The 23,766-nt window shown below is 62.8% G+C and carries 22 protein-coding genes; 7 read left to right on the forward strand and 15 right to left on the reverse strand.

From position 1 onward, the window contains the following. Window positions 1-3: 3 nt before the first annotated feature. The 5 genes from Q0139_RS14075 to Q0139_RS14095 are packed head-to-tail and all read left to right on the forward strand — an operon-like array spanning window position 4 to window position 5,102. Complete coding sequence (locus Q0139_RS14075; RefSeq protein ID WP_298023374.1) at window positions 4-1,431, forward strand: MFS transporter; 1,428 nt, start codon at window positions 4-6, stop codon at window positions 1,429-1,431. After that, window positions 1,428-1,856, forward strand: a complete 429-nt coding sequence (locus Q0139_RS14080) for an OB-fold domain-containing protein (protein WP_298023377.1) — start codon at window positions 1,428-1,430, stop codon at window positions 1,854-1,856. The genes Q0139_RS14075 and Q0139_RS14080 overlap by 4 nt, the downstream gene beginning before the upstream one ends. Beyond that, entirely contained in the window at window positions 1,853-3,037 is a 1,185-nt protein-coding gene (locus tag Q0139_RS14085; protein ID WP_298023380.1) for a thiolase family protein, read from the forward strand. The genes Q0139_RS14080 and Q0139_RS14085 overlap by 4 nt, the downstream gene beginning before the upstream one ends. Next, a complete protein-coding gene (locus tag Q0139_RS14090; protein ID WP_298023383.1) occupies window positions 3,037-4,317 on the forward strand; it encodes an MFS transporter in 1,281 nt (426 codons plus the stop codon). The genes Q0139_RS14085 and Q0139_RS14090 overlap by 1 nt, the downstream gene beginning before the upstream one ends. After that, window positions 4,314-5,102 carry an SDR family oxidoreductase gene (locus Q0139_RS14095; protein ID WP_298023386.1) on the forward strand — a complete coding sequence of 263 codons (789 nt, stop codon included), beginning with the start codon at window positions 4,314-4,316 and terminating at the stop codon, window positions 5,100-5,102. The genes Q0139_RS14090 and Q0139_RS14095 overlap by 4 nt, the downstream gene beginning before the upstream one ends. A 90-nt stretch (window positions 5,103-5,192) precedes the next feature. Here the strand turns inward: Q0139_RS14095 and Q0139_RS14100 are convergent, their stop codons facing one another. From Q0139_RS14100 to Q0139_RS14160, 13 genes are all read right to left on the reverse strand, one after another. Further along, window positions 5,193-5,987: an SDR family oxidoreductase gene (locus tag Q0139_RS14100; protein WP_298023389.1), complete on the reverse strand. Its 795-nt coding sequence runs from the start codon at window positions 5,985-5,987 to the stop codon at window positions 5,193-5,195. A 15-nt stretch (window positions 5,988-6,002) separates the two neighbouring features. Continuing rightward, window positions 6,003-6,827 carry an SDR family NAD(P)-dependent oxidoreductase gene (locus Q0139_RS14105; RefSeq protein ID WP_298023392.1) on the reverse strand — a complete coding sequence of 275 codons (825 nt, stop codon included), beginning with the start codon at window positions 6,825-6,827 and terminating at the stop codon, window positions 6,003-6,005. Window positions 6,828-6,852: 25 nt separating this feature from the next. Further along, on the reverse strand, window positions 6,853-8,118 hold the full coding sequence (locus Q0139_RS14110; protein ID WP_298023395.1) for a cytochrome P450: 1,266 nt from the start codon (window positions 8,116-8,118) through the stop codon (window positions 6,853-6,855). 1 nt (window position 8,119) lies between these two features. Continuing rightward, on the reverse strand, window positions 8,120-9,433 hold the full coding sequence (locus Q0139_RS14115; protein ID WP_298023398.1) for an amidohydrolase family protein: 1,314 nt from the start codon (window positions 9,431-9,433) through the stop codon (window positions 8,120-8,122). 77 nt (window positions 9,434-9,510) lie between these two features. Continuing rightward, the gene (locus tag Q0139_RS14120; RefSeq protein WP_298023401.1) at window positions 9,511-10,653 is read right to left on the reverse strand and encodes a Gfo/Idh/MocA family oxidoreductase; all 1,143 of its coding nucleotides are present in this window, start codon (window positions 10,651-10,653) and stop codon (window positions 9,511-9,513) included. A 6-nt stretch (window positions 10,654-10,659) separates the two neighbouring features. Further along, a complete protein-coding gene (locus Q0139_RS14125) occupies window positions 10,660-11,484 on the reverse strand; it encodes a coniferyl-alcohol dehydrogenase (protein WP_298023404.1) in 825 nt (274 codons plus the stop codon). Window positions 11,485-11,536: 52 nt separating this feature from the next. Then, window positions 11,537-12,934 (reverse strand): amidohydrolase family protein, encoded by a 1,398-nt coding sequence (locus Q0139_RS14130; RefSeq protein ID WP_298023406.1) that lies wholly within the window; start codon window positions 12,932-12,934, stop codon window positions 11,537-11,539. Next, the gene (locus Q0139_RS14135) at window positions 12,913-13,860 is read right to left on the reverse strand and encodes a CoA transferase (protein ID WP_298023409.1); all 948 of its coding nucleotides are present in this window, start codon (window positions 13,858-13,860) and stop codon (window positions 12,913-12,915) included. The genes Q0139_RS14130 and Q0139_RS14135 overlap by 22 nt, the downstream gene beginning before the upstream one ends. 65 nt (window positions 13,861-13,925) lie before the next feature. Continuing rightward, a complete protein-coding gene (locus Q0139_RS14140) occupies window positions 13,926-14,915 on the reverse strand; it encodes an enoyl-CoA hydratase/isomerase family protein (protein ID WP_298023412.1) in 990 nt (329 codons plus the stop codon). A gap of 9 nt (window positions 14,916-14,924) precedes the next feature. Next, window positions 14,925-16,412: a class I adenylate-forming enzyme family protein gene (locus Q0139_RS14145; protein WP_298023415.1), complete on the reverse strand. Its 1,488-nt coding sequence runs from the start codon at window positions 16,410-16,412 to the stop codon at window positions 14,925-14,927. A 6-nt stretch (window positions 16,413-16,418) separates the two neighbouring features. After that, on the reverse strand, window positions 16,419-16,727 hold the full coding sequence (locus tag Q0139_RS14150; protein WP_298023418.1) for a hypothetical protein: 309 nt from the start codon (window positions 16,725-16,727) through the stop codon (window positions 16,419-16,421). Further along, window positions 16,727-17,962 (reverse strand): CoA transferase, encoded by a 1,236-nt coding sequence (locus tag Q0139_RS14155; RefSeq protein WP_298023421.1) that lies wholly within the window; start codon window positions 17,960-17,962, stop codon window positions 16,727-16,729. The genes Q0139_RS14150 and Q0139_RS14155 overlap by 1 nt, the downstream gene beginning before the upstream one ends. 15 nt (window positions 17,963-17,977) lie before the next feature. Further along, entirely contained in the window at window positions 17,978-19,453 is a 1,476-nt protein-coding gene (locus Q0139_RS14160; RefSeq protein ID WP_298023424.1) for an aldehyde dehydrogenase family protein, read from the reverse strand. Between the two features lie 255 nt (window positions 19,454-19,708). Here Q0139_RS14160 and Q0139_RS14165 point away from each other — a divergent pair, with 255 nt between their 5' ends. After that, on the forward strand, window positions 19,709-20,278 hold the full coding sequence (locus Q0139_RS14165; protein WP_298023427.1) for a TetR/AcrR family transcriptional regulator: 570 nt from the start codon (window positions 19,709-19,711) through the stop codon (window positions 20,276-20,278). On the opposite strand, the gene Q0139_RS14170 is transcribed toward Q0139_RS14165, so the two are convergent. Beyond that, on the reverse strand, window positions 20,272-21,822 hold the full coding sequence (locus tag Q0139_RS14170; RefSeq protein WP_298023430.1) for a class I adenylate-forming enzyme family protein: 1,551 nt from the start codon (window positions 21,820-21,822) through the stop codon (window positions 20,272-20,274). The two genes, Q0139_RS14165 and Q0139_RS14170, sit on opposite strands and share 7 nt — an antisense overlap. 87 nt (window positions 21,823-21,909) lie before the next feature. Next, a complete protein-coding gene (locus tag Q0139_RS14175) occupies window positions 21,910-22,755 on the reverse strand; it encodes a sterol desaturase family protein (RefSeq protein WP_298023433.1) in 846 nt (281 codons plus the stop codon). 101 nt (window positions 22,756-22,856) lie between these two features. On the opposite strand from Q0139_RS14175, the gene Q0139_RS14180 reads away from it, so the two are divergent. Beyond that, window positions 22,857-23,756, forward strand: coding sequence for a LysR family transcriptional regulator (locus Q0139_RS14180; protein WP_298023436.1), 900 nt, complete (start codon window positions 22,857-22,859; stop codon window positions 23,754-23,756). The last annotated feature ends 10 nt before the right edge of the window (window positions 23,757-23,766 follow it).

Here is a 23,766-nt window from a genome sequence, read left to right on the forward strand (position 1 = left end):
ACCGTGGCACATTCCGCAGCCGATGCGGTCCCGGCCCGCGCCTCCTTATGGGCGGTGGTCGGCGCGCTGTGGATGGCGGAAATCACCGGCTCGTTCGAAACAGCGATGATCCTGGCTGCGTCGCGATCGCTGCTCGCGGATTTCGGCGATCCTGTCCTGATCGGTTGGCTGATTTCGGGCTACCTGCTCATTGGCGCGGCCGTGGCGGCGGTGGCCGGGCGGCTGGGCGATATTCTGGGTCGAAGGCAGGTCCTGCTCATCCTGCTGGCCGTCGGCGCGGCCGGATCGCTGATCAGTGCCGTAGCGCCGAATTACGAGATTCTGCTGGCCGGCCGCCTCATTCAGGGATTGACCGGAGCCATCCTCCCGCTCTGCATCGGGCTCGTGCGCGAGAACCTGCCGCCGGAGAAGGTCTCAATGGGCATAGGCCTGATGATTTCGGGTGCGTCGGCGGGCACCGCGCTCGGCCTTGTCCTCGGCGGATGGATCGTCGACAACAGCAGCTGGCACGGTGTGTTCTTCGCCAGCGCCCTGTTTTGCGCGACCAGCTTCGTGCTCATCTACGCGCTGCTGCCGCGATCGCCGAGGCTCCCCGTCGGCAAGATCGACTGGCTCAGCGGCATTCTGTTCGCGCCGGGAATTCTCGCGCTGCTCTTCTATATCAGCAACGGACCGAAGACCGGCTGGTTCGAACCGGCCAATATCGGCGCGCTGCTGCTCGCCCTGGCGCTCCTCACCTGGTGGCTCCGCCGCAGCCTGACGAGTGACGATCCACTGATCGACATCCGGCTGTTCAGGGATCGCAATATCTCGATCGCCAACATCATTACCGGCCTGACCGCGATGAGCACGCTGCAGATCACGCTCGTTTTCTCGATCATGCTGCAGGCGCCGCGATGGACTTTGGTGGGCCTCGGAGCGACGGCAACGGTGGCGGGACTTGCCAAACTTCCTTCGAACATCGGATCGCTTTTCGCCGGGCCGTTATCGGGGTGGATCACCTATCGGGGCGGCGGGCGCATGGCGATGATCGTCGGCGGATTGCTGACGGTGGCGGGATGGACGCTCGCCTTCTTCTTCCACGATACCATCGTGCAGGTGATCGTCGCGCTTTGCGTGATTTCGTTCGGCACCACGATGTTCTTCGCCGTCGGTCCGACGATCCTTGCCTATGCGGCGCCACCCGAACGGACGAGTGAAACCACAGGCGTAATGACGGTGGTACGCCAGGCCTTTCTCGGGATCGGCGCGCAGATCGTCGCCGTGCTGCTGGCCAGCGACCAGGTGACGTCGCCCGAGACTGGCGAACGCTATCCGACGCCGGCCGCCTTCGATACCGCCATTCTTTACATCATCGCCTTGTGCATCCTTGCGACGCTCGTCGCCCTGGCGCTGCCACGGGGAATGCGCCGCTACGGGAGCAAATCATGACCGAAACTTCAGAATTTCCACTCCGCCCCCTGCCCGCATTGACGAAGGACACCGAAGCCTTTTGGACGGGCGGCAAGGACGGGCAGCTCCTGATAGAACAGTGCGACCGGTGCGCCTATTACATCCATCCCCCGACCGGCTTTTGCCCGCAATGCGAAAGCAGAGACACGCACTTTCAACCGGTTTCCGGCAAAGGGCGCTTGCTCAGCTTCTCGATCAACCACCGGAAATGGATGCCCGAACTTCCCGAACGCTATGTGCTCGGCATCGTCACGCTTGCCGAGCAGGAAGAGGTCCGGCTCGTTTGCAATGTCGTCAATTGCGATCCCGATGCGGTCGAATTCGACATGCCGGTGAAGGTCCTCTTCGAAGAGCAGGACGGATGCTGGGTCCCGTTGTTCGAGCCCGATGGAGATGCCACATGAACCGTTTTCCGGAAAAGCAGACCGCCATCACAGGCATCGGCATGTCGGAAATCAGCCGAGGCGCATCGAAATCGGCGCTCGGCCTGACGATCGACGCGGCGCTGGCCGCTATCGAAGACGCAGGCCTCAGCCGCGACGACATCGACGGCATGGCAACCTGGCCCGGCGATCGCGGCGATGGCACGGGCATGTCGGATGTGGGCATTCCCGCGTTGCAGGATGCGCTGCGGCTCGAACTGGGATGGTATTCGAACGCCAGCGAGACGGCGGGCCAGTTCGGCGCGCTGTTCAACGCCATCGGCGCCATCGCCGCGGGATATTGCCGGCACGTGCTGCTGTTCCGGACGATGTACGAGGCGAGCGCCCGCAAGACGGGTTTTGTCAATGCACTCAACAAACCCGGAGACCGGGTGTTTGGCCCCTTTCAATGGTTCGCGCCCTATCATGCCTATGCGCCGGTGTTTCAGCAGGCGCCGATGTTCAATCTGTACGCCCATCGGTCCGGCATGACGGACGAGCAGCGCGCCTGGATCGCGGTCACGCAACGCAAAAATGCGGGACTCAATCCCAATGCGGTGTTCCGCGATCCGATCACTGTCGACGATTTCCTCGCCTCGCCCGTGCTGTGTACGCCCGCACGATTGCTCGATTGCGATGTCCATATCGACGGCTCGACCGCGATCATTCTGAGCCATGTCGATGCGGCGAAGGAGACGGCGCACCCGGTGACCCGGATCGAGGCGGTCGGCTGTTCGATGCGGTATCGCAACAGCTGGGTCCAGCTCGAACCCTTCGATATCCAGTGCCAGCCCAAGGTCGCCGAGGACATGTTCAACCGGACCGACCTCACCATCGACGATGTCGACATGGGGCAGCTCTATAACGGCTTCAGTTTTCACACGATCAACTGGCTCGAAAATCTCGGCGTGTGCGAACGCTACGGCGCAAAGGACTTTATCGATGGCGGCCATAACATTGCGCTGGACGGAGCCTTTCCAATCAACACCGATGGCGGGGCGATGTCGGCCGGACGGATGCATGCCTATGGGCAGGTGCACGAAGCGGTGACGCAATTACGGGGTGATGCCGGGGCGCGCCAGGTACCCAATGATCCGAAGGTGGCCGTGATGACCACCGCGGGCGGGCCGCTCGCCGGCGCCTTCATCCTGGTGCGCGACTGATGGCGGAGCCGGCGGTCCAATGGTCTTCGGGCCGTCGCTATTTTTTCCTCGGCCTGCTGTGCCTGATCGGGCTGATCGCCTTTATCGACCGGCAAATCATCACCATCCTCATCGAACCGATCAAAGCCGAGTTCGGGGCCTCGGACACGGCGATGGGCGCGCTGACGGGGATCATCTTCTCTGGCTTCTACGCTGCGGCCGCGATCCCGCTCGCGCGGATCTCGGACCGCTATTCGCGCCGCAACCTGATCGCCGCCTGTCTCGCCTTCTGGAGCATAATGACGAGCCTTGGCGGTTTTGCAACGAGCTTTCTCATGCTTGCGGCAACGCGTGTGGGCGTCGCGGTCGCCGAAGCGGGCGCCAGTCCGGCAAGCCATTCACTGATCGCAGACCTCTTTCCGGTGAAACGCCGGGCGACGGCGATTGGCCTGCTTTCCGCCTCGCAGGCAATCGGCATCGGAATGGGCGTGTTGCTCGGCGGCTTGCTGCTGTCGGCCTTCGACTGGCGCACGAGCTTCCTGATCGTCGGGTTCCCCGGAGTCGTGATCGCCGTGATCATGCTGCTGCTATTGCGCGAGCCGCCGCGCGGTCTTTCCGAAAATCTCGCCAAGATCGACGACCAGCCGCCATTTCTCGCGACGGTCGCCGCGCTCTGGAAAATTCGCAGCTACCGGTACATTTTCCTCGTCGTCGGTTTCGCAGGGTTTTGCGGTTACGGCATTCTGGGTTGGGGCCCCACCTTCCTGATCAGAGTGCATCAGATGCCGGTCGACCAGATCGGGCTCTGGTTCGGCGGAGCCGTCGCGCTCTCGCTGGTGATCGGGAATATCACCGGCGGGTGGCTGGCGGATCGCATCGGCCAACACGATTTGCGGCGCTATCTGTGGATTGCGGGCGCAGGCCCGGCACTCTCGTTTCTGCCCGGCCTTCTGTTCGTTTTCTCGCCCAACTGGCAGGTCGCGATTCTTGCGATCTTCCTTCTCCAGCTGACACTTACGACGCACATCCCCACCTGCTACATGTTGTGCCAGACGCTGGCGCAGCCCCGCATGCGCGCCATGTCCTCCGTCGTTGTGGGCCTTGCCTCCGGCGTCGTCGGATCGGGCTTCGCGCCGCTCATCATCGGGGCGACCAACGACATGCTGACCCCCTCTCTCGGCGTCGAAGCCATTCGCTACGCGCTGCTCGCGCCGGTATGCTGCGCGCTTGTCGCTTTCGGCGCCGCGATGCTCGGCTCGCGCCATGTCCGGGCCGATTATGCAGCGCTGCATGCGACATGACGCAGCGGCACTCCGTTGCAGATAGAAGCTACGCGTTGGTTGGCGGAACCAACGGCATGGGATTTGCCGCAGCAGAATTGCTCGTCGAAGCGGGTGCCCGGGTTGCCCTTATCGGCAGGGATAAGGATCGCGCGATGCAAAGGGCCGCGTTGCTCGGCGGACACGCCATCGGCGAAGGCGGCGACGAATCCGGCGTGGAGGCCGCGATCGCTCGCGCTCATGACCGATTGGGCAGGCTCGACGGCCTTGCCGTGACCGCCGGGCCCATCGCAAGGCGAGGCGGCATTATGGAACTGGCAGACGCCGACTGGGAGGAATCGTTCGAAACGATCTTCATGCTGACGATGCGCACCCTGCGCGCCGCCCTTCCGTTGCTGGAGGCGAATGGCGGGGGAACGATAGTCACGACGGCCGCCTATTCGATCCGCGCACCCAAACCCATTCTGCCGCATTACGGCGCGATGAAGGCCGCTGTCGCGAGCCTCACCAAGAATATCGCTTTGTCGCATGGCGATCGGGGAATTCGTGCCAATTGCATCGCACCGGGCGCCATCGCAACCGAAGCGCTTGAGGAGGCACGCGACACGGCCGCGAAACGCTATCCGGACGATGATCCGAACGCGGCCTTGAACCAACTCATGGTGGAAGATTGGGGTCTCGATGTCGCGCAGCGCCGCGTCGGGTTGCCGCACGAGGCGGCCGAGCTGATCGTGTTCCTGTTGTCGCCAGCCGCGACGTTCATGACGGGCGCCCTCATCAACATCGATGGCGGCACCAGCTTTTAGATTCCCATCCTGCGCGTGACGGCGCTTTCGACCGTATGCGCTCCCGCTCCGAAGAGGGGGCGCCGCGGCGCGATTTGCGGCGCCGAAAGTCTACATCAACGTGTTCACCGCACCGCCGTCCACCATGACGAACTGCCCGGTGACGTAGCTGGCGCGATCGGAACACAGAAACACGATGACGGCGGACATTTCGTCGGGGCGGCCGAGCCGGCCGATGGGATAGCCGTCGCGCCGCGTCGCTTCATGTTCGTCGAAATCGACGCCGATCGCCTCGGCCTGGCCGCGCATATATTCGAAATAGCGTTCGGTCGCGAAGCCGCCGGTGCCGATCGTGTTTACAGTAATGCCGTATTGACCAAGCTCGTTGGCAACGCTGCGATTGAGCGCGAGCGCCGCAGTCCGGGTGACGTTGGCGCTGACCAGCGGGAGTTCCTTGTGCGGCTGTTTCGATGATATCGATCCGATCAGGACGATGCGGCCCCAACCCTTTTCCTTCATGGCCGGCGTGACGGCGCGCAGGAGATGGACCTGGCTCATCAGCATCTGGTCATAGGCTTCCTGGAAATCCTCGTCGCTCGTCTCCTCGAACCGGCCGTGGCGCGGGCCGTAGACGTTGCCGACGACGATATCGGGCGAGCCCCAACTGGCCTCGGCGATCCTCACCGCCTCGGCAATCCCGTCGCGCTTGGCCATGTCGACATAGGCGGGAACCGCCTCGCCGCCGGCATCGCGGATTTCTGCTACCGTCTCGTCGACGGCTTCCTGACCGCGCGCGCAGACGACAACCTTGCATCCCTCCCGCGCCAGATCGATCGAGACCGCCTTGCCCATGCCCTTGCTGCCGCCGCTCGACAGCGCGACCTTGCCCGCAATCCCGAAGTCCATCGCGCAGGTCCTTTCCTAGTGCCAGTCCGGGTGCAGATTGTGTTCCAACACAAATTCCTGCGCTTCAATCATCTCGCCCGAAAGTTCCTTGGCTTCGGGCGTCGTGACGAGCCACTTCACGACCGCGCCGATTGCCGAAGGCGGTGCGCCATTCTTGATCTCGTGGCCATGGCTTGCCGCGACCAGGTGATTGCGCTCGGTCGCAACGAATCCCGGTTGAACGTTGAAGGCGCGAAGCCCCTTGGCGAAATATTCGGCGTGCAAAGTGCCGACGAGCGGATGTCCGGATGCCTTGCCGACGGCATAACCGAGGCCCCACCCGCCTTGTCCGGCCGGCGCGGGCGGCGTGTTGAACGCCGAGCTCGACGTGATCGTGATCACGGTGCCGCCGCCCCGCTCGATCATGCCGGGAAGAAGAGCGCGCGTGAGGACAATGGGCGCGATCGCATGCGCTTCAAAGAATTTCTCATAAGCGTCGACCGGGATGTCCATGAAGACATCCATCAGACCGGGGCCGAGAAATCGCCCATTGTGGACGATGACGTCGACGCCGCCCCACTCATCTAGGATCTTCTGCGCCGCCGCCCCTACCGTCGCCCGATCCGTCAAGTCCAAGGGCACCATCAGACATTGGACGCCCCTGGTTTCGATCTCCTCCGCCGTTTCCTGAAGGCTGCCGGGAAGCGGACGGGTATCGCTTTTATGGATGGTCAGCGAGTTTTCGCGCTGCTCGCCCGGTGTCACGGTCCGCGCCGAAATAACAACGTCGTGGCCCGCAGCCGCCAGGGCCAGTGCAATCGCCTTGCCGATACCGCGACTGGCGCCGGTTACGAACGCCACCGGCCGGCTCGCTTCCGCCACGGCTCTAACGATCCCAGACGATGGGCAGATTCCTGATCGATAGCAGCGCCGGGACGACCGATGTATCGGCGCCTTCCATGACGCGGAATGGCTCGGGTATCCGGGTGAACCACTCGTCGAGCAGCACGCGGAGCTCACGCCGGGCCAGATGCGCGCCGAGGCAGATATGGATGCCGCCAGCCAAGGTGAAATGCCGGTTCGCCTTGCGCTCGGGATCGAAGACATGCGGGCATTCGAAACGATCCTCGTCGAAATTCCCCGAGGTGTTGAAGCAGGAAATCCAGTCGCCCGCCTTCATCTTTACGCCATACCATTCGAAATCGCGCCGGATCTTTCGGCCCGAATTGACAAGCGGCTGCATGCGCAAGAACTCCTCGACCGCGCTGTTGATCAGCGTCTTGTCGTCGCGGATGAGGATCTGCAGTTCGCGATCGAAAGCGAGCCGCCTGAACATCTGGCTGACCGTGGACGCGACGGTATCGAGACCGCCGAGCCACAGAAACCAGGTCATGCCCTCGATTTCCCAAGTCTCGAGCGGTTTGCCCTCGATCGACCCGTTGGCGATATAGCTACCCAGCGTTTCGTCGGGGGCGGCCTGCTTCTCGGCGATGAACTCGCGCAGATAGGCAAGGATGCCTCGCACCGCTTCGGCCTTCTTTTCGACATCGGGAACATGGAGGATATTCCATTCCCATTCGAGGAACTGCTCGAACATGCTGAACGGAAAGCCCATCAGGTCCAGAAAGACGCGCACGGGAAAAACCCGGCCGAAATCATAAGCGATATCGACCTCGCCCCGGTCGGCGAAATCGTCGATCATCCCGCCAATGATTTCGCGGATGCGTGGCTCGCGCTCCTTCATGGCGACGGGCGTGAACCAGGGGTTCAGGAAACGCCGATAGCGGGCGTGATCGGGCGGGTCGATGCCGAGCGGGATCGAGGGGAATGTCTCGCCGGCCAGCCGCTGGAACTCGGCGACGCCTTCGTTGGAGAAAAGCTCGGTATCCTCATAGACCCGCCGGATATCCTCATAACGCGTAACGACCCATGCGCCGTGCTGGTTTCCGCTGACCGGCCAGGGATAGTAATGGATGCGCGGAAAATCCTCCTCGCGCAATCTGTCCGATGGCACATATGGGTCGGGCAGGTCGAAGGCGACATCGCCATTGGCGAATCGCGTATCGAGAACCAGCTCGGGCGGGACGTGATCGGGAACCGGCGGCGCATCAATGCCCGCGTACCGAACGCCTTCCTTGGTCGCGCTGGCCATGTCAGGCTGACGCAAACATTTTTTCGATTTCGCCGGACGTTACCGGTTTTCGCGCCTTGCCGATGGCATCGCCGCTACCGGCCTTGAGACCGCCGAGATTGTGGCGCGGTGACACGTCGACATCCTTGCCGAGTTCGCGAAGATGGCCGACCGTGCAATTTTCGCGCCCGCCGTTCAGGCCGAAGGCATCGAAACTGTATTCGCGGATCACGTTTTCGTGCGTGATCTTGTTGATCGTGTCGTCGCCAAGCTCGTTGACCGAAGCCCAAAGATATTCGGGCACGTTGGGCCAAACGGTGTCGGAGTGCGGATAATCGCACTCATATGCCACCATGTCGGTATTCATATATTCGAGATTCTTGACCCCGAACTGGTCGTCTATGAAGCAGCAGATCACGTGCCGCTTGAAGACATCGGACGGACGCTCACCCTGGAAATCGGTGAAGGTCCATTCGTGATGGTGTTCGTATGTGAAGTCGGCGCGCTCGAGGAAGTAAGGAATCCAGCCGATGCCGCCCTCCGAGAGCGCCATGCGCAAGTCGGGATAGCGTTTCCAGAAACTGGCGAAGGTCCAGTCCGCAGCCGAGTTGGCGATCGAAATAGGCATCGCCGTGATCCAAGCATCGATCGGGCTTTCGCTCGACGGATGCATCGCACGGGCGCCGGTGCCGATATGACAGTTGATGACGATCTTGTAATCGCTGCACGCCTTCCAGAACGGTTCCCAATATTCGTTGTGAATGCTCGGAAGGCCGATATTGGCGGGGTTGTCGGAAAAGCTGACGGCGTGAACGCCAAGGTCGCTCATCCGCTTCAGTTCCTTGAGTGTTTCATCCATGTCCCACATCGGAATGAGGCACATCGGGATGAAACGCCCCGGGGCGTGCGCACACCATTCCTGAACATGCCAGTCGTTCCAGGCCCTGCAGGCAAGTAGCGCCTCTTCGGGATGGTTTTGCGCCATGTTGACGAAAGCCCCGCCGGCAAAACTCGGCATGGTGGGAAAGTTGAGCGACGCCGCGACACCATTGACGTTCATATCGTCGACGCGGAGCTTGGGATCGTAGGTTCCCGGACGCAGCTGTTCGAAAGCGCTGGGTTCCATGCCATATTCACTGCGCGGGCGACCGACGACCGCGTTGAGGCCGATGGTCGGAAAGCGCTGCCCGTTCCAGAGCCAGATATCTTTGCCGTGTTCCTGAACGACCCGCGGCGCACGGTCCTTCTTGCCTTCGGGGTAGTGGCGGATGAACGCTTCGGGCGGCTCGATCGCGTGATCGTCCACACTGATGATGATCATGTCGTTCATTTCCATGGCATCTCTCCAAGCAATTTGCGCGATTCTGCGTCTTTTCTTGCCCGCACACTCTCAAAAAACTGACGTAGTGTCAATTATGAACCGTCTGCGAATTCGGTCATGTCGACCCATCGTCGCTCGCTTGCCGACCGGTCCGCGGCTTCGATTGCCGCCTGCACATGGAGCGCCCTTTCGAAATTCGGCATGGCCCGCCCCTCGCCGCGAATTTCCGCCAGCATCGAGACGAAAATGGCAGCCATCGGAAGCAGGCCGGTCGTGGGATCGACGGCGAGTGCGCTGCTGCCGTCCAACCGCTTATATGTCTCGGCAATCTCGATCGGTTCCAATATTGCCGTGCCCAAGGCGGGATCCTGCGATCCGAACAGTTGCGTATCATGAGCCATCGGAAAGACAGGCGCGCGGGTTTCGAGCCGCCCGCCGGAACCCCAGGCCGAGAAACAAAAGCCGTCTCCGGCCATCTTGGACCAGTTGGCGCTCATCCTGACCGGCAAGCCCGATTGCGTGCGGATCAGAACGGATGCCCCGTCGGCAACCTCGGGCATGACCACGTCACCCTCCCCGATCGGCCAGGATGTCAGCGACAGCCACTGGTCGGCCACGACCGACGATATCGGTCCGAAGGTATCGACGATCTGGTGCAGCATGTGGCTACCCAGATTGCGCAATGCACTCGCTCCGTTCGCGGGGTCGGCGAACCAGACATAGCCGGGGACGTTCGTTTGGGCGGCGGTAAACAGTGGCACATCGAACGCGATTTCGGCGCCGAACGTCTCGCCGATCCAACCCTCTGCGATCATCGCCTTCATTTGCACCATCGCCGGAACCGCAGGCATGAACGCATCGACGGCCGCTACCGTCCCGGCGCGGCGCCAGACGGCAGCCATGTCTCGTGCGTCGGCCCAATCCTTGGCGAAAGGGATGCCGTTATAGACGTGCTTCCCATTTTCGAGCGCAGCCACCACCATGGCGTGGCGCAACGGCGGCCGTGTGCCGCAGTCCATGATGTCGATTTCCGGGTCCGCAGCCATGGCGCGAAAATCATGAAACGCCCGGGGTATACCGTGCTCCCGCGCCGCCCGCTCTGCCGTTTCCGGGCGCGAGGTGCAAATCGCCGTTACCTCGACGCCGTCAAGGCTGCGCCAGGCGGGAAGATGAGCCGTCGCGCCCCAGGCGGCACTGACAATGCCGACGCGCAATAGCCCGGATTGATCAGCCACCGCACTTCAAGCCGTGGCTTCGGCAATCATCTGCTGCATGTTCAGAACGCCGGTCGCGAGTCCTCCCGAAAGGCCCGCGTCGACGGCGAGGCATGTTCCGCTGATGAAGCCGGCGGCGTCGCTGTTGAGAAGGATCAGCGGCAGCGCCTGCTCCTCGGGCGAAGAAAAGCGACCCTTGGCCTTGGCGAACGCGCCGATGACTGCTTCGCCCGCAATCTGCTTGAAGTCGTTCAGCATCGGCGTGTCGATCGGGCTGGGCATGGTGCAATTGATGCGGATGTCGCGTTCGGCAAGCTCGACGGCAAGCTTCTGCGTCCAAGTGTTGATGCACTCTTTCGACAATGTGTAGGGATCGCCCGCGCGTTCGGCATTGTCCTTGTACCACTGTCGCGCCTCATGGAAATCGGTCAGCGCCATGAATTCCGAAACGATGTTCTGACGCTTCAGATAGGCCATGCCCGCGAGCGAGGACACGGTCGCGATCGCGGCGCCTGCGCGGATTTTGGGCAACCATTGTTCGGTCCAATGGCGCATGCCGACGAAATTTACAGTGACGACATCCTCCCCGGGAAAGGTCTGCGGCAGCCCCGAAACATTGAACAGCGCGTCGATTTCGCCGCCGATCGACGCGACCCCGGCTTCGATCGACGCCGGGTCGAGAAGGTTCACCTCGGTGAACGAGGCGAGATCGACCGGCGATGGCTTGATGTCCGCGCCATGGACCTCGGCTCCCAGCTCGACGAGCTTGCGCGCACACGCCTCTCCGGTGCCCGAAAAGCAGCCCATCACGACGACTCGCTTGCCGCCATATCCCAAGATGTCAGTTGTCATTGTGTCGTTCCTCTCCAAACACCGACCCTAAAGATAATTGACGCATCGTCAACTACTGCTCGAATACCGGCCGTCCGTCGATCAAGGTCAGCAACACGCGCTCGGCGCGCGCGTCGTGCACGAGGTCGCGAACGGTTCCGTCGAACAGGCAGAGGTCGGCGGCGGCGTCCGGCGACACCGTACGAGGCGCCCCCGTCGAGAGATCGAACGGCAAAAGGTACATCTGCAGAATGCGGTCCGGCGGGAGTGCCTCGTCAGAACCGAGCGGCCTGTTCGATGCGGTTCGCCGGGTCGCGCCCGACCGCATCGCGAGCCAGGGATCGAAAGAACCATATGGTGCATCCGACCCGCCGGCGAGATTGACGCCACCGGCCTCCAGCGAGGCGAGACGATACAGGTCCTGTCGCGCGTCATCGTCGATCGTCTCCAGATAACGGTCACCGCGGTCGTGCACGAAGGAAGGATGGGTGACGACGGTCAGTCCGCGCTTCGCGATCTCCCCGATCGCGCCGGCCGATATCATGCTCCCATGCTCGATCCTGTCGCCCTGACGCGATCCGCCGGCGATATCGAGCGCGGCTAGAAAGTAGCTTAGTTCGCCCTCGGTCACGCAATGCGCGGCGACGGCCCTTCCCTGATCACGTGCGCGCCGGATACGATCTGCGACGATATCGAGCGGCGGGAGATCGCGCTCGTCATAGAGCAGCTTGAGCGGTCCGCGACGATACCCAGTCCCCTCCGGCATGTCTTCGGTGCCCATCAACTGCAGCTTCTGCGGCAATTGACCGCTCTCTCGCGACCGTTCGAACAAACCGGCTTCCGATGCGCCATTGGCGGCCCCGGTATCGGTCACACCGGTGATGCCGAGCCGTGATAGCTGGGCCGCGAGCGGTGCCAGCGAAGGCGGTCGACCGCCGAGACGTTCGCGAAGCCACCCGTCGCCGCGCCAGATCCGCCCCGTCGGCTCGCCGCAGTCATCGGTCTCGACGCAGTCCGGCCAAGGCGCGTTGCCGAGTTGTGCAACAGCCGGTGAATTGAGCAGCCAAAGTGCGCCCGTTCGATCCTGGACACGCAACGGCCGGTCCGCCACCCAGCAATCGAGTTCCGCGCGCCCCGGGATCGCCAACGCGCGCTCGTCATACCCCGTGGCGCGAAGCGGTTCTTCCGGTGAGAGCTTGCTCGCCGCTTCGCGCAGCCGGCGTACGATGGCCTCCTCCCGGACCAGGCCCGAAAGGTCGGCCGACTGCAATTTCGCGGCAGTCGCAAGCAGATGGATGTGGTGGTCGATCAGGCCGGGCAGCAGCAAATTTCCGCCGCAGTCCCGCTCCGGCCCAAAGGCTTCGATACGCGCCTCGATCGCGGCAATATAGCCGTCGGCAAGCGCAACGTCGCACGCACCGCGCTCGATCGTCATCACATTGCGGAGGATCAGGTCGTAGCGGGTCGACACGCATCACCTTTCATCCGGGACGCATACCAGGCAGCCGTCCGCGCAAGAGCGCAATCGAGCAATCCACCCCGACCTGCCGCCAGTGCTTCAAACGCGGATCGTGCAGCTTCCAGCCCGGTCAACGGGTCGGCCAGTGCATCGCCGATGAACACAGCGGCCCCGCTTTGATAATCAACGAGGCCGCCAGCCGCAGCGCAGTCGTCCCCGAACCCCACTCGCATCGCCGCATCGCCGGCCCAGCCATGGGCTGTGATCGCGATCCAAAGCAAAGGCATTTCGCGCTCGAACGCCCGATCAGGCTTGATGCCGAGCCGTTGCAACGCATGCGGTCGTCCGCTCGTGATCAGCACGTCGGCGCTTGCGATCGCCCGCTCGAGCTGGTCGCGACCCCAGGGTTCGTCGATCATTTTCTTGCCGCCGTTCAGCGCGCGAAAATGGCCGGGCGTGCTGACGGCGCTCGGATCGGGCCGGTGCGGATTTTCCCAGCGCACCACCTGTGCCCCGGCCGCCGCCAATAGCGCCCCACAGAGCGGGCCCGCCCAAAGTGCAGACAGATCGAGCACTCGGAGGTTGGTGATGGTTGGAAAGTGTTCCTCATGAGATTTGGGCACTAGGTGCGGCAATCCCGGCACAGACTCTCCTACCACCGCGAAGGGCAAATGGAGCATCACCGCACGGTCACGGAGCATCGCGACGGGCAGTTGCGCCACGCGCGCAGCAACGGCGGCGAAGTCGCCGCCATCGATATCCGCATCTAACCACGCCGCTACCGCTGCCACATCGTCGTCGCGCGCGAAATTGATCGCGATATGACCGTCCGCGGCGGCGAGCAGACGGCAGGTTCCGTTCGGCGAGATGGTCTGTCCGAAAGCCCCAAGCGTGCGATCGCGGCGAAGCAGATCATCGACCGAAACCGCGAACGTCACTCCGAGCGCCGCTGCGGCCGCTGACAGACCCTCGCATCGCTCCACTATCGCGGATCGTAATCCCGTCACGCGATGATCTCTTGCACCAGTCCCCATTGGTGCGCCTGATTCGTACCGATCCGCTTTCCCGTGAGCATCATCCACGCGGCGCGTTGCCGCCCGATGACCCTCGGCACAGTGACCGTGCCTCCCGCTCCGGGGATGAGCCCCATCGACAATTCGGGAAGCTGGAACCAGCTGTCGGCCTTCGCAAGCCGCGTTCCGGCTGCCGCGAAAATCTCGAGCCCCGAACCGATAGTTGCACCATGGAAGACGACCCGCGCCCGTTCTCCCAGCGCATGAACCAGCGCAGCGAGCGAGCGCTGGCTTCGAATGCGATGCGCCTCTGCGGCATCGGCCGCCGTCCCGAACTCGGGCAAGTGACCGCCGACCGAAAAGCACTTGCCCGCGCCGGTCACCGACACCTCGGGCAACGATGGATCTTCGATCGCATTGACCAGCGCTTCGAAAAGCGCATCGCGCATCGGTGCGCTGATCGCGTTGCGATGCTCAGGATCGTCCAGAGTCACCGATATCATGTCGTCGATACGGTCGAGCGCGATCATGGCGCCCGCAGGCGGCCCGTCAGCCGCATCGCGCCGGCCGAGCCAGCGACCAAATTCGGCTCCGTTCAGGAGCGTGGAATAGGCAAGGGATTCGACTTTGAGCGCCACATCCCAAGACAGCCGATCCTGCCAACGCAGCAGTTCGACGAGGATCGAAGCGGCGATGGGGTTCGCATCCACCTGCGTACCCAGTTCGTCCAAAGCCTTGTCGACATCATCGCACGCGATCCAGGGCGCGGCCGGGCTCTCGCGCGCGGTCAGCAGAACATCGAAATGCGCCTCCTCGACGTCGGGCAGGTCGCCGGCGCGATCGACTCCGATCACCACGCAATCGGGCAGGGGAACGATCGGCGAGTCGGCTTGGCAATCAATCGCGATCCAGGCCTTGCCGGTGAGCGGCGTGAGTCCCTCGCGATCAAAATATCCGGGATTGGCGCGCCGGTTGGTCATTGGCGGAGTCTAGGCGGCAACCTCGTCGTCGCAAAGCCGGTCTTTGAGCACGCGCCGAAGGAGCTTGCCCGTCTCGTTGTACGGCAGCTCCGGCTCGAAAAACCAGGCTTCCGGCGTCTTCGTCGAGCGCAGGCGGGACCGGACATGGCCCGACAGTTCCTCCTCGCCGACATTGCCCTTGCGCACAACGACGGCAGCGACCTTTTCGCCCCATTTCGAGCAGGGAAGACCCAGCACCGCGACGTCGGCCACCGCCTCGTGGCCACGCAGACAGTCTTCGATCTCGCCGGGCGAGATATTCTCGCCGCCGCGCACGATGACATCGTCGAGCCTTCCCTCGACGAACAAATAGCCCTCCTCGTCCAGCCACCCACCATCATTGGTGGCGAACCAGCCTTCATCATCGACGACCTTCTTGCCGAGATACTCACCCGAAACCTGCGGCCCGCGGACATAGATCTCGCCCGATTCGCCGGGCGGAAGTGTGGTCTTGCCGTCTTCGGCGCGAATCTCAAGTTCAAGTCCGGGAAGAGGTTTGCCCACGGACGTCAGCCTGCGCCGGACCGGCTCCTCGCTCGATTCGAAAGCCGCGCGATGGTCGTCCGCGGACAGCAGCGCGATCGTCGAACTGGTCTCGGTAAGGCCGTAAGCGTTGACGAAATCGACATGCGGCAGAAGCTTCATCGCGCGCGCGATCACCGGTTCGGGCATCCGGCCGCCGCCATAGCTGAGCGCGCGCAGACAGGAGAGCGGCTTGTCCTCATGCTCGACACTGTCGAGAATCCGGTCGAGCATCGTCGGCACGACCATCGCATGGGTGACCTGCTCCTTCGCTGCCGTCTCGGCCCATTCGGCCGGCTCGAACGCAGCGATATAGGCGATCCGGCGCCCACCGTAGATGCTCGTGAGCACCGCGCTGATGCCCGCGATGTGATAGGCGGGAACGCTGACAAGCGCGGCTTCGTCTTCGCCCGATGCGAGGAATTCGACCGTGCCCATCACATAGCTTGTCAGGTTTTCATGACGAAGAACGGCAGCCTTCGGGTCTCCGGTCGTGCCGCTCGTGAACAGCAGGACTGCGATGTCGTTGTCTCGCTCGGCCCAGTCGTCGGGCGATGTCCGCGACGAAAGCTCTGCCTCAAGATCGCTGAGAGTGACGATCCGAACACCGTTATGGGGCTCGATCCGGCCGGCCATTTCGTCGTCGACGACCAGAACCGATGGCGATGTCCGTTCGACAAGTGCGTTCAGCCTGTCGTCGGGCAAGCGATAGTTGATCGGGCAGAATGGCAGGCCCGCATAGCCGCTGGCGAAGAGCAGCGTAGGGACCATCGGCCCGTTCAATCCCAGAAATGCTACCTGCTCGGCCGGTTGATCCATGATCCAAGCGGCCGCTCGCTGCGCCCTGTCGCGCAGTTCGCCATAGCTCAGATCGCCCACGGCGCGGCGATCGCCAACAGCGTCCGCGGCGATATCGAGAAGCAGCGTCGTCTTCATTCCAATCTAGTCCGAAGCAGGAAGCGGCTTGGCATCCTTCAGCGACATCGCGCGGCCGTCGAAGCTCAGCGACCCCTCGCCCGGCTTGGCGCCCAGCACCTCGATCCCGCTTCCCTCGTCGACATAGCGCTTTCCGATCAGCACGCCTTCGCTGAACGCCGGATCGACGTCACCGCCGGCGGGATCGGCGCTGTCATGTTCGATCACTGCGGCCCCGCCGCACGCCAGTTCACCATCGCCTTTGGGCGGCCGCACGACGACGAGTTCGGCGGAGCAAACGACGCTTTTCCATCTGGAGCCGGGTTTATACTTCATTACGCAATCGCCTTCTTGTTCTTGAGGTCCTCGATCCGGTCCCATTCGAGCCCGAGTTCCATGAGGAACAGCTCGGTGTGTTCGGACGCTTCGGGCGCCCTTGTGTTGGTCGCGCCCTTCTTGTTGAATTGCACCGGATTGGCAACAAGCCGGATCGGCGGCCCGCCATCGGCGCTTTCGACCTCGAAAATGAAATCGTTCGCCAAGACCTGCTCGTCCTTCGGGATGTCGTGGACCGTCTGATACGGTGCCCATTGCCCCCTCATGGTCTTGAGTCGCTCGGTCCAATAGTCGAACGGCTTTGCCGCGATCGCTTTCCTGACCTGGTCATAGGCCGCGCCGGTGTTCGACATAATCGCCTCCGCGGTCGAAAAACGCTCGTCCTGCGCCATTTCGGGAATGTCGAGATGGCTGAAGACATCCTCGATATACGGTCCGGGCGATAGCACCGACAGGCAAATATGCTTGCCGTCGGACGTCTCAAAGGCGCCGATAAAGGGATTCGAACCGTAGTTGCTCGATCCCGGCATCGAGGCCGAGAAGATATCGGGCTCGTCCGGTTTTTCCATCGCCACGTCGATCGAGCAGGCCGTTGCCCAGATACCGGTCGAGAGCAGTGAGACGTCGACTTCCAATGCTTCGCCGGTCCGTTCGCGATGGAAGAGCGCGGCGGCGATCCCGCCGGCGATGTTCATCCCGCCGATGGTGTCGCCATAGGCGGGCCCCGGCTGTAACAGAGGCCCGTCGAGTTCCTTCGGCGTGACCAGCGTTGCCGATCCGGCGCGCGCCCAATAGCTCGTGGAATCGAACCCGCCCTTTTCGCGATCGGGGCCCTTTTCGCCGAAGGCCGAACCGCGGACATAGATGATGTCGGGGTTGGCCTCACGAATATGTTCGAGATCGATCTTCAGCTTTTGCCGCGCCTGCGGAAGGTAGTTGGTCAGGAAGATGTCGCAGGTCTTGGCGATTTCGTAGAGCAGTTCCTGGCCCTCCGGCGTGGAAATATCGATGCCGACCGATCGCTTGCCGCGATTGGGGTGCTGCATCAGCGAACTGCGCTGCGGATTGACGGCGAGCCGCTGCAGCATCTGGATGCCGCGCTGTGCATCGCCGCGCACCGGATGCTCGACCTTGATGACGTCCGCGCCCCAGTCGGTCAGCACCGCACCCGCGGCGGGCACAAAGGTGAACTGCGCCACCTCCAGCATCCGCACGCCCTTCATCACATGGGTCAATTGATTTTCCCTCCTTTACGCGGCGTGAAAGCTGATCACCTTCTGATAGGTGAATTCGTTGAGGCCATCTTCGCCATATTCCCGGCCGTAGCCGGACCGCTTGATCCCGCCGAACGGCGCATCGGAATGCATGGTACCCGCGCCACCGTTGATCGATACGCCGCCGGTCCGAATTTGCAGCGCCATCTCATAGGCCTTGCCCGCATCGGCCGAGTAGATGGCACCCGACAGGCCGAACTCGCTGTCATTGGCCATCGCGATCGCCTCGTCGTCGTCGTCATAGCCGATGACGGCACCGATCGGCCCGAACACTTCTTCCTGCGCCAGGCGGCTGTCGTTGCGAACATCGTCGAACAGCGTCGGTTCGAAATAGAACCCTTTATCGAAACCTTCCGGCCGCTTGCCGCCCGAAACCAGCGTCGCGCCTTCGTCCTTCGCGATCCCGACATATTCTTCGGTCCGCTGCCTAGCGACGTCGCGAATGAGCGGGCCGTACGTGACGCTAGGATCGGCCGGATCGCCGATCTTCACATGGCCGAGCATCGCCTTCATCGCCTCGACAAATTGCGGGCGAATACTGTTGTGGACGATATGCCGCGTGGTGAGCGCGCAGCCCTGGCCGCAATGGGTCGTGAAACCCATGATGCCGGCCTGCGCCGCCTGCTGGATATCGGCGTCCGGCCGCACGATCAGTGCGGACTTGCCGCCCAGCTCCATCACGATGCGCTTGAGCGTCGGTGCGGCCTGCGCCTGGATCATCGATCCGACCTTGTCCGAACCCGTAAAGTGGACGAGATCGACCCGCTTGTCGGTCGTCAGCAATTTCCCCGCTTCGATATCGCCGGTGACGACACTGAAAATGCCTTGGGGAAGCCCTGCATCTTCCGCGATTTCACCGAGGATCAGCGCCTCCATCGGGGTATAGGGCGAGGGTTTCAGGACCACGGTGCAGCCCGTCACGAGCGCCGTCACGACCTTCCCGATGTTGAGGAAGAAGGGGAAATTATAGGGCGAGATCGCCGCGACGACGCCCACCGGTTCGCGGCTCACGACGCCGGTGCCGAGCGTCGTCGTGCCCTGCATGTTCGGTGTGAGTTCGACCGGAAGCGGCGTGACGGCGGGCCGCGTACAAATCTCCACCGTCCGCCGCGCATGCTTCATCGGAATGCCATATTGCAGGAAGTCAGCCAGCATCCGCGTCGCACCCGCCTCGGCGATAATCATCTCGACGATCTCGTCCTTGCGCGCATCGACGGCGTCGAGGAAGCGCGTGAGGGCCTGCTGGCGTTCCCGAGGCGCGAGGCGCGGCCAGTCGCCCTTGTCGAAGGCAAGGCGGGCGGCACCGATCGCCGCATCGACCTGCTCCCCGCTGCCGACCGGAGCCTCGATCAGAATCTCTTCGTTCGCAGGGTTCAAAACCGCTTCGCGTGTCTCGGCCGTTTGCCACTCGCCGCCGATGAATACGCTGTCCGGGTGCCGCAAATAAGCCATCCGCCATCCTCTTTTTTATCTCTGGCGCCGCGTTCGCGAATACGATAACTGACGCTTTGTCAGTTTTATAGGTTGCGCCGTTGGGCGCGTCAATTGCCGATCCGAATGCCCCCGGGCGTACACCGGGCGCGCTTGACATGGGACCGGGCACAGGGTTCAAAATTGCGCATGATGAATGTGGGGATAGCGGAGACAGCGCAACCGGATACGCGAAACCTGAACGGCCAACGTATCGGTCCGAAGGGGCAGCGCACAATGCGCAGGCTTATCGATGCTGCGACCGAGCTGCTCGAGACCACCGGGCTGCGGGACCTGAACGTTGCCGAAGTGGCGCGACTGGCGGGCACTTCGCCTGCCACTTTTTACGTCTATTTCGAAGGCGTCCCCGAACTCGTTCTCGAAGCGTTGAAGACGGCGCCGCATTGCGATGCCGAGTTGCGCGAACTCGCGTCGCAGGACTGGAGCGACGATCCGCACAAGCATGCCACGCGATTCGTCAATCGATACGTCGATCTCTGGCAGCGGCACCGGACATTGTATCTTGTCCGCAATCTCGCGGCCGAGGAGGGCGACAGCCGCTTTGTCGAAGCCCGCTCCAACGTGGCGCGCCCCATGCTCGCCGCTTTGTCGCAGAATGTAGACCGGTCGAAATCGTGCCGGCGCATCGAAACGAAGGTCAGCACCTTTGCTGTCGCCGCGGCGATCGTCATGCTGCTCGAACGCGTATCGTCGCTCGACCGCATCGCTCCCGTTTCCGGCGACGGAAATGCACTGGAGCTGCGGGCCGCCGCTGCATTTTCCGTTACCCAGATCCTCGGCTACTGACCGCCAGCGCGCAATTGCGCGCGCAATTCCGGCTTCAGCACTTTCCCAGCCGCGTTGCGCGGTAGCGCATCCACTCGATGGACGATCTCGGGCGTTTTCTGACGCGCGAGCCCGTGCGCCGCAAAATGGGCTCCGATATGCTCGATCGACAGGTCGGTATCGGGGGCGGCGACGACGAACGCACAAATGCGTTCGCCGAGTCGCTCGTCCGGGGCGCCCACGACGGCCGCCTCCTGCACGCCCTTCAGCAGCGAGAGAATGTCCTCCACCTCACGCGAGGCGATGTTCTCCCCACCGCGAATGATCACATCCTTTTTGCGGTCGACGATCGTCAGATAGTTGTCGCGATCAAGCGTGCCGATATCGCCTGTCCGTAGCCAGCCGTCTTGCGTGAATGCGCTCGCGTTTAGCGCGCCGTCCCGATAGCCGACGAAACGATCGGGGCCGCGCGTCAGAATTTCCCCTGCCTCGCCCAAGGGCAGCGGACGATCTTCCTCGTCGACGATCAGAACTTCGACACCCGGGTTGAGCTGGCCATCGGTGCCCAATCTCTTCTCCAGCGGATCGTCGGGCGAGCCGGTGGACACCGTCGGATGTTCGGACAGGCCGTAGCAGCGATAGGTTGCCAGGCCCTTGCTCTCGCATCGTTCGATCAATGCGGGCGGCACCATTGTAGCCCCCGCCATGTAATCGACGAGCGAGGAAATATCACGCGAACCCGCTTCCGCTGCATCGAGCAGCGTGGTCAGGTGAAAGGGCGTTCCCGATGTCCCTTGCACGCGATATTGCTCGATCAGCCGCGCCGCCTCGATCGCGTCCCATTGCTCCATCAGCACGCACGACTGACCCATGGCCCAGAAGCGAAGATAGCCGAGAACGCCGGCGATGTGACCCGGCGGCCAAGGCGACAAGGTCACAAGCGCGCCACGCTTGTCCGCGTCGGCCGTCAATTCGGCAACCAGGCCCTTGTGGCTGTGCTGGACGCCTTTTGGGTCGGCCGTCGTTCCGGAGGTGTAGATCAACATCGCAATTGAATCGGCGGAGACCGGCGGCGGATCGTCGAGCGGTTCGTGACCCGTCAACGATGTCAGTCCAACGGCGTCTTCGTCCGTTTCGCCATCGACGACATGTACGAGATCGGGAAATTCGTCGGCAAGGCGCGCGCGACGCCTTGCGAAGTCGATGTTGCGCCAGTGGGGCGGCGTCAGCAGCGCCTTGGCGCCCGACTGGCGCAGAATGAAGGCAAGCTCCCTGCCCTCGTAAATGTGGATGATCGGAAGCAGCGTCAGGCCGAGCAGTCCGGCCGCGGCGTGCGCGATCACGGTCGAAAGCCGCGTCGGCATCTGAACCGCCAGTATATCGCCCGCACCGAGACCGAGCGACCGGAGTCCAGCGGCCAGCCGCCGCGCCTGTTCCGCCACCTCGCCATGCGAAACGATCCGGTCGGCACCATCTTCGAAAATGATCAGGCGCGCTTCGGGGCGTTCGCGTTCGATACGCCTCAAGCAATCGCCGAGCGTTGCACCATTTTCCTTTGCCGGCACCGACCCGTCCCTTCCCATGATGTCGATTCGGGCGGACCTTATCGGCTTGTCCGATCCAGCGAAACTCCGCGAACCGGGATAGGCGGGTCAGGCCGTTTCGATCGTGCCCGGATGATCGACCGGCTTCGGCACCGGCAGCTTCCTTGCCTCACCCAGCGGCACAAGCGGGTAGATCATCTGCCGCCACCAGTCGTGCTCGCCACCTGGCAAGCCGTATCGCCACGGGCGGCCTTCCGGGATGTGAAGCGTCCCGAACAGCCGGTCGTAGAAGCTGAAAAAAGTACAGAAATTGCGGTAAACCTTGCCGTCCTTGCCATAACCGTGATGCGTATGATGAATGCGCGGCGTGACGAAGACCCATTCGATCGCGGAAACCAGCTTCGCACCGCCGGGGCCTTTCTCCGCGATCGCATCGTCCCAACGCCAGTCGCTATGGGTCATCGCGTTCCAGGCCATGATGATGAGGTAAAACGCCGTCGCGGGACCGAACATGCCGAGGTAGAAGGCAATCGCCGTCCACCAGGTATAGCTGTGCACCAGCGGCCAGACGAGATTGGTCCGATACATCAGGGTGACGTTGACATAGGGCGCACTGTGATGCGTCCGGTGCATACCATGCAGCCAAGGAAATCTGATCGTGTTGTGCGCGGCGCGGTGTATCCAGTATTGGCAGAATTCGGCGACGAGCAGCAGGACAAGCAGCGCCGGCACGAACGGAGCATCGGCGAGTGCCCCGCGATAGGCCGGCAGCAGGAAACCGATTGCTCCGGCCGTGATCAGCGCCCAAAGCGGGCGCGTCAGCTGACTGCCGAAGAACGCGGTGGCGAGGATATAGAAATCTTGCCGACGATGAACACCCTTGTGGCGACCGCGGACGATCTCGATCACCAGGATACCGGCGACCAGGATGAGGATCCAATATGCAGGCTGCATGACCAGCGTCTCCCATTGATCCCGCCATCCTCGCGAGCTTTTTTCTATTCGTCCAATGCATTTTAATTGCGCCTTTTATGCGCTTTATGCATACTCCTCGAATGGATCTGAGAAAGCTTCGACACGCAGTGGGCCTTGCCGATGCCGGCTCGTTCTCGGCGGCAGCAGACGATCTGGCGATCACACAGTCCGCGCTGAGCCGCAGCATCCAGTCGCTCGAAGCCGAGCTTGGTCAGATTCTGTTCGACCGCTCGGCCAAGGGTGTGCGGCCGACATCGGCCGGTGCCCAGCTGATCCCGCTCGCCCGGTCGCTCATCCGGCAATCGCGCGATTTCGAAAGAACCGCCTCGGATCTCAATGCGGGCCATGCCGGGCGGGTCGCGATCGGCTTCGGACCGATGTTCTCGCACCTCTCCGGCGAATTCATCGCGCGCTGCTGGGCGTCCGCCCCCCAAGTCGAGCTGCAGATGCATATCCTGCCGATCGAACGCATGATCGAAATGGTGCTGGCAGAGCAGCTCGATTTTTTCGTCGCCGATTCGCGATCCGCTCAGGATCATCCCGAGCTCATCGTCGAGCCGCTTGCCGATCTTACGGTCGGCTATCATGCACGTACCGGTCACCCGCTCGCCGATGGACACTGGCATGACGCGGCCGAGCTCCATGCCTATCCGCTGGCATCGCCAAATCTCCAGCAGCGCGAGGGAGCTTCGGCGGCAAGCAGCTGGAACGGCCATGTCGCGTGCGAAATGCTTGAGCCCTTGTGCGATCTCGCCCGCAACGGGGATGCGATCCTGCTCGCGATGCACTTCGCGATCGCGGCCGACCTCGATACCGGTATGTTGACCACGCTCAAGGTGCGGGGCCTCGAGAACTGGTCATCGCACGTGGCCGTGGTGCGGTTGAGCGACCGGAAGCTGACACCGGCGGCGCGAAGATACCGCGACGGCGCCCGTGCAATATTTGCGGCGCATGGCAACGCTGACACTGGCGGCGATTGACTCGTCCCGG

Source organism: uncultured Parasphingopyxis sp., assembly GCF_937129435.1.
Taxonomy (GTDB): Bacteria; Pseudomonadota; Alphaproteobacteria; order Sphingomonadales; family Sphingomonadaceae; genus Parasphingopyxis.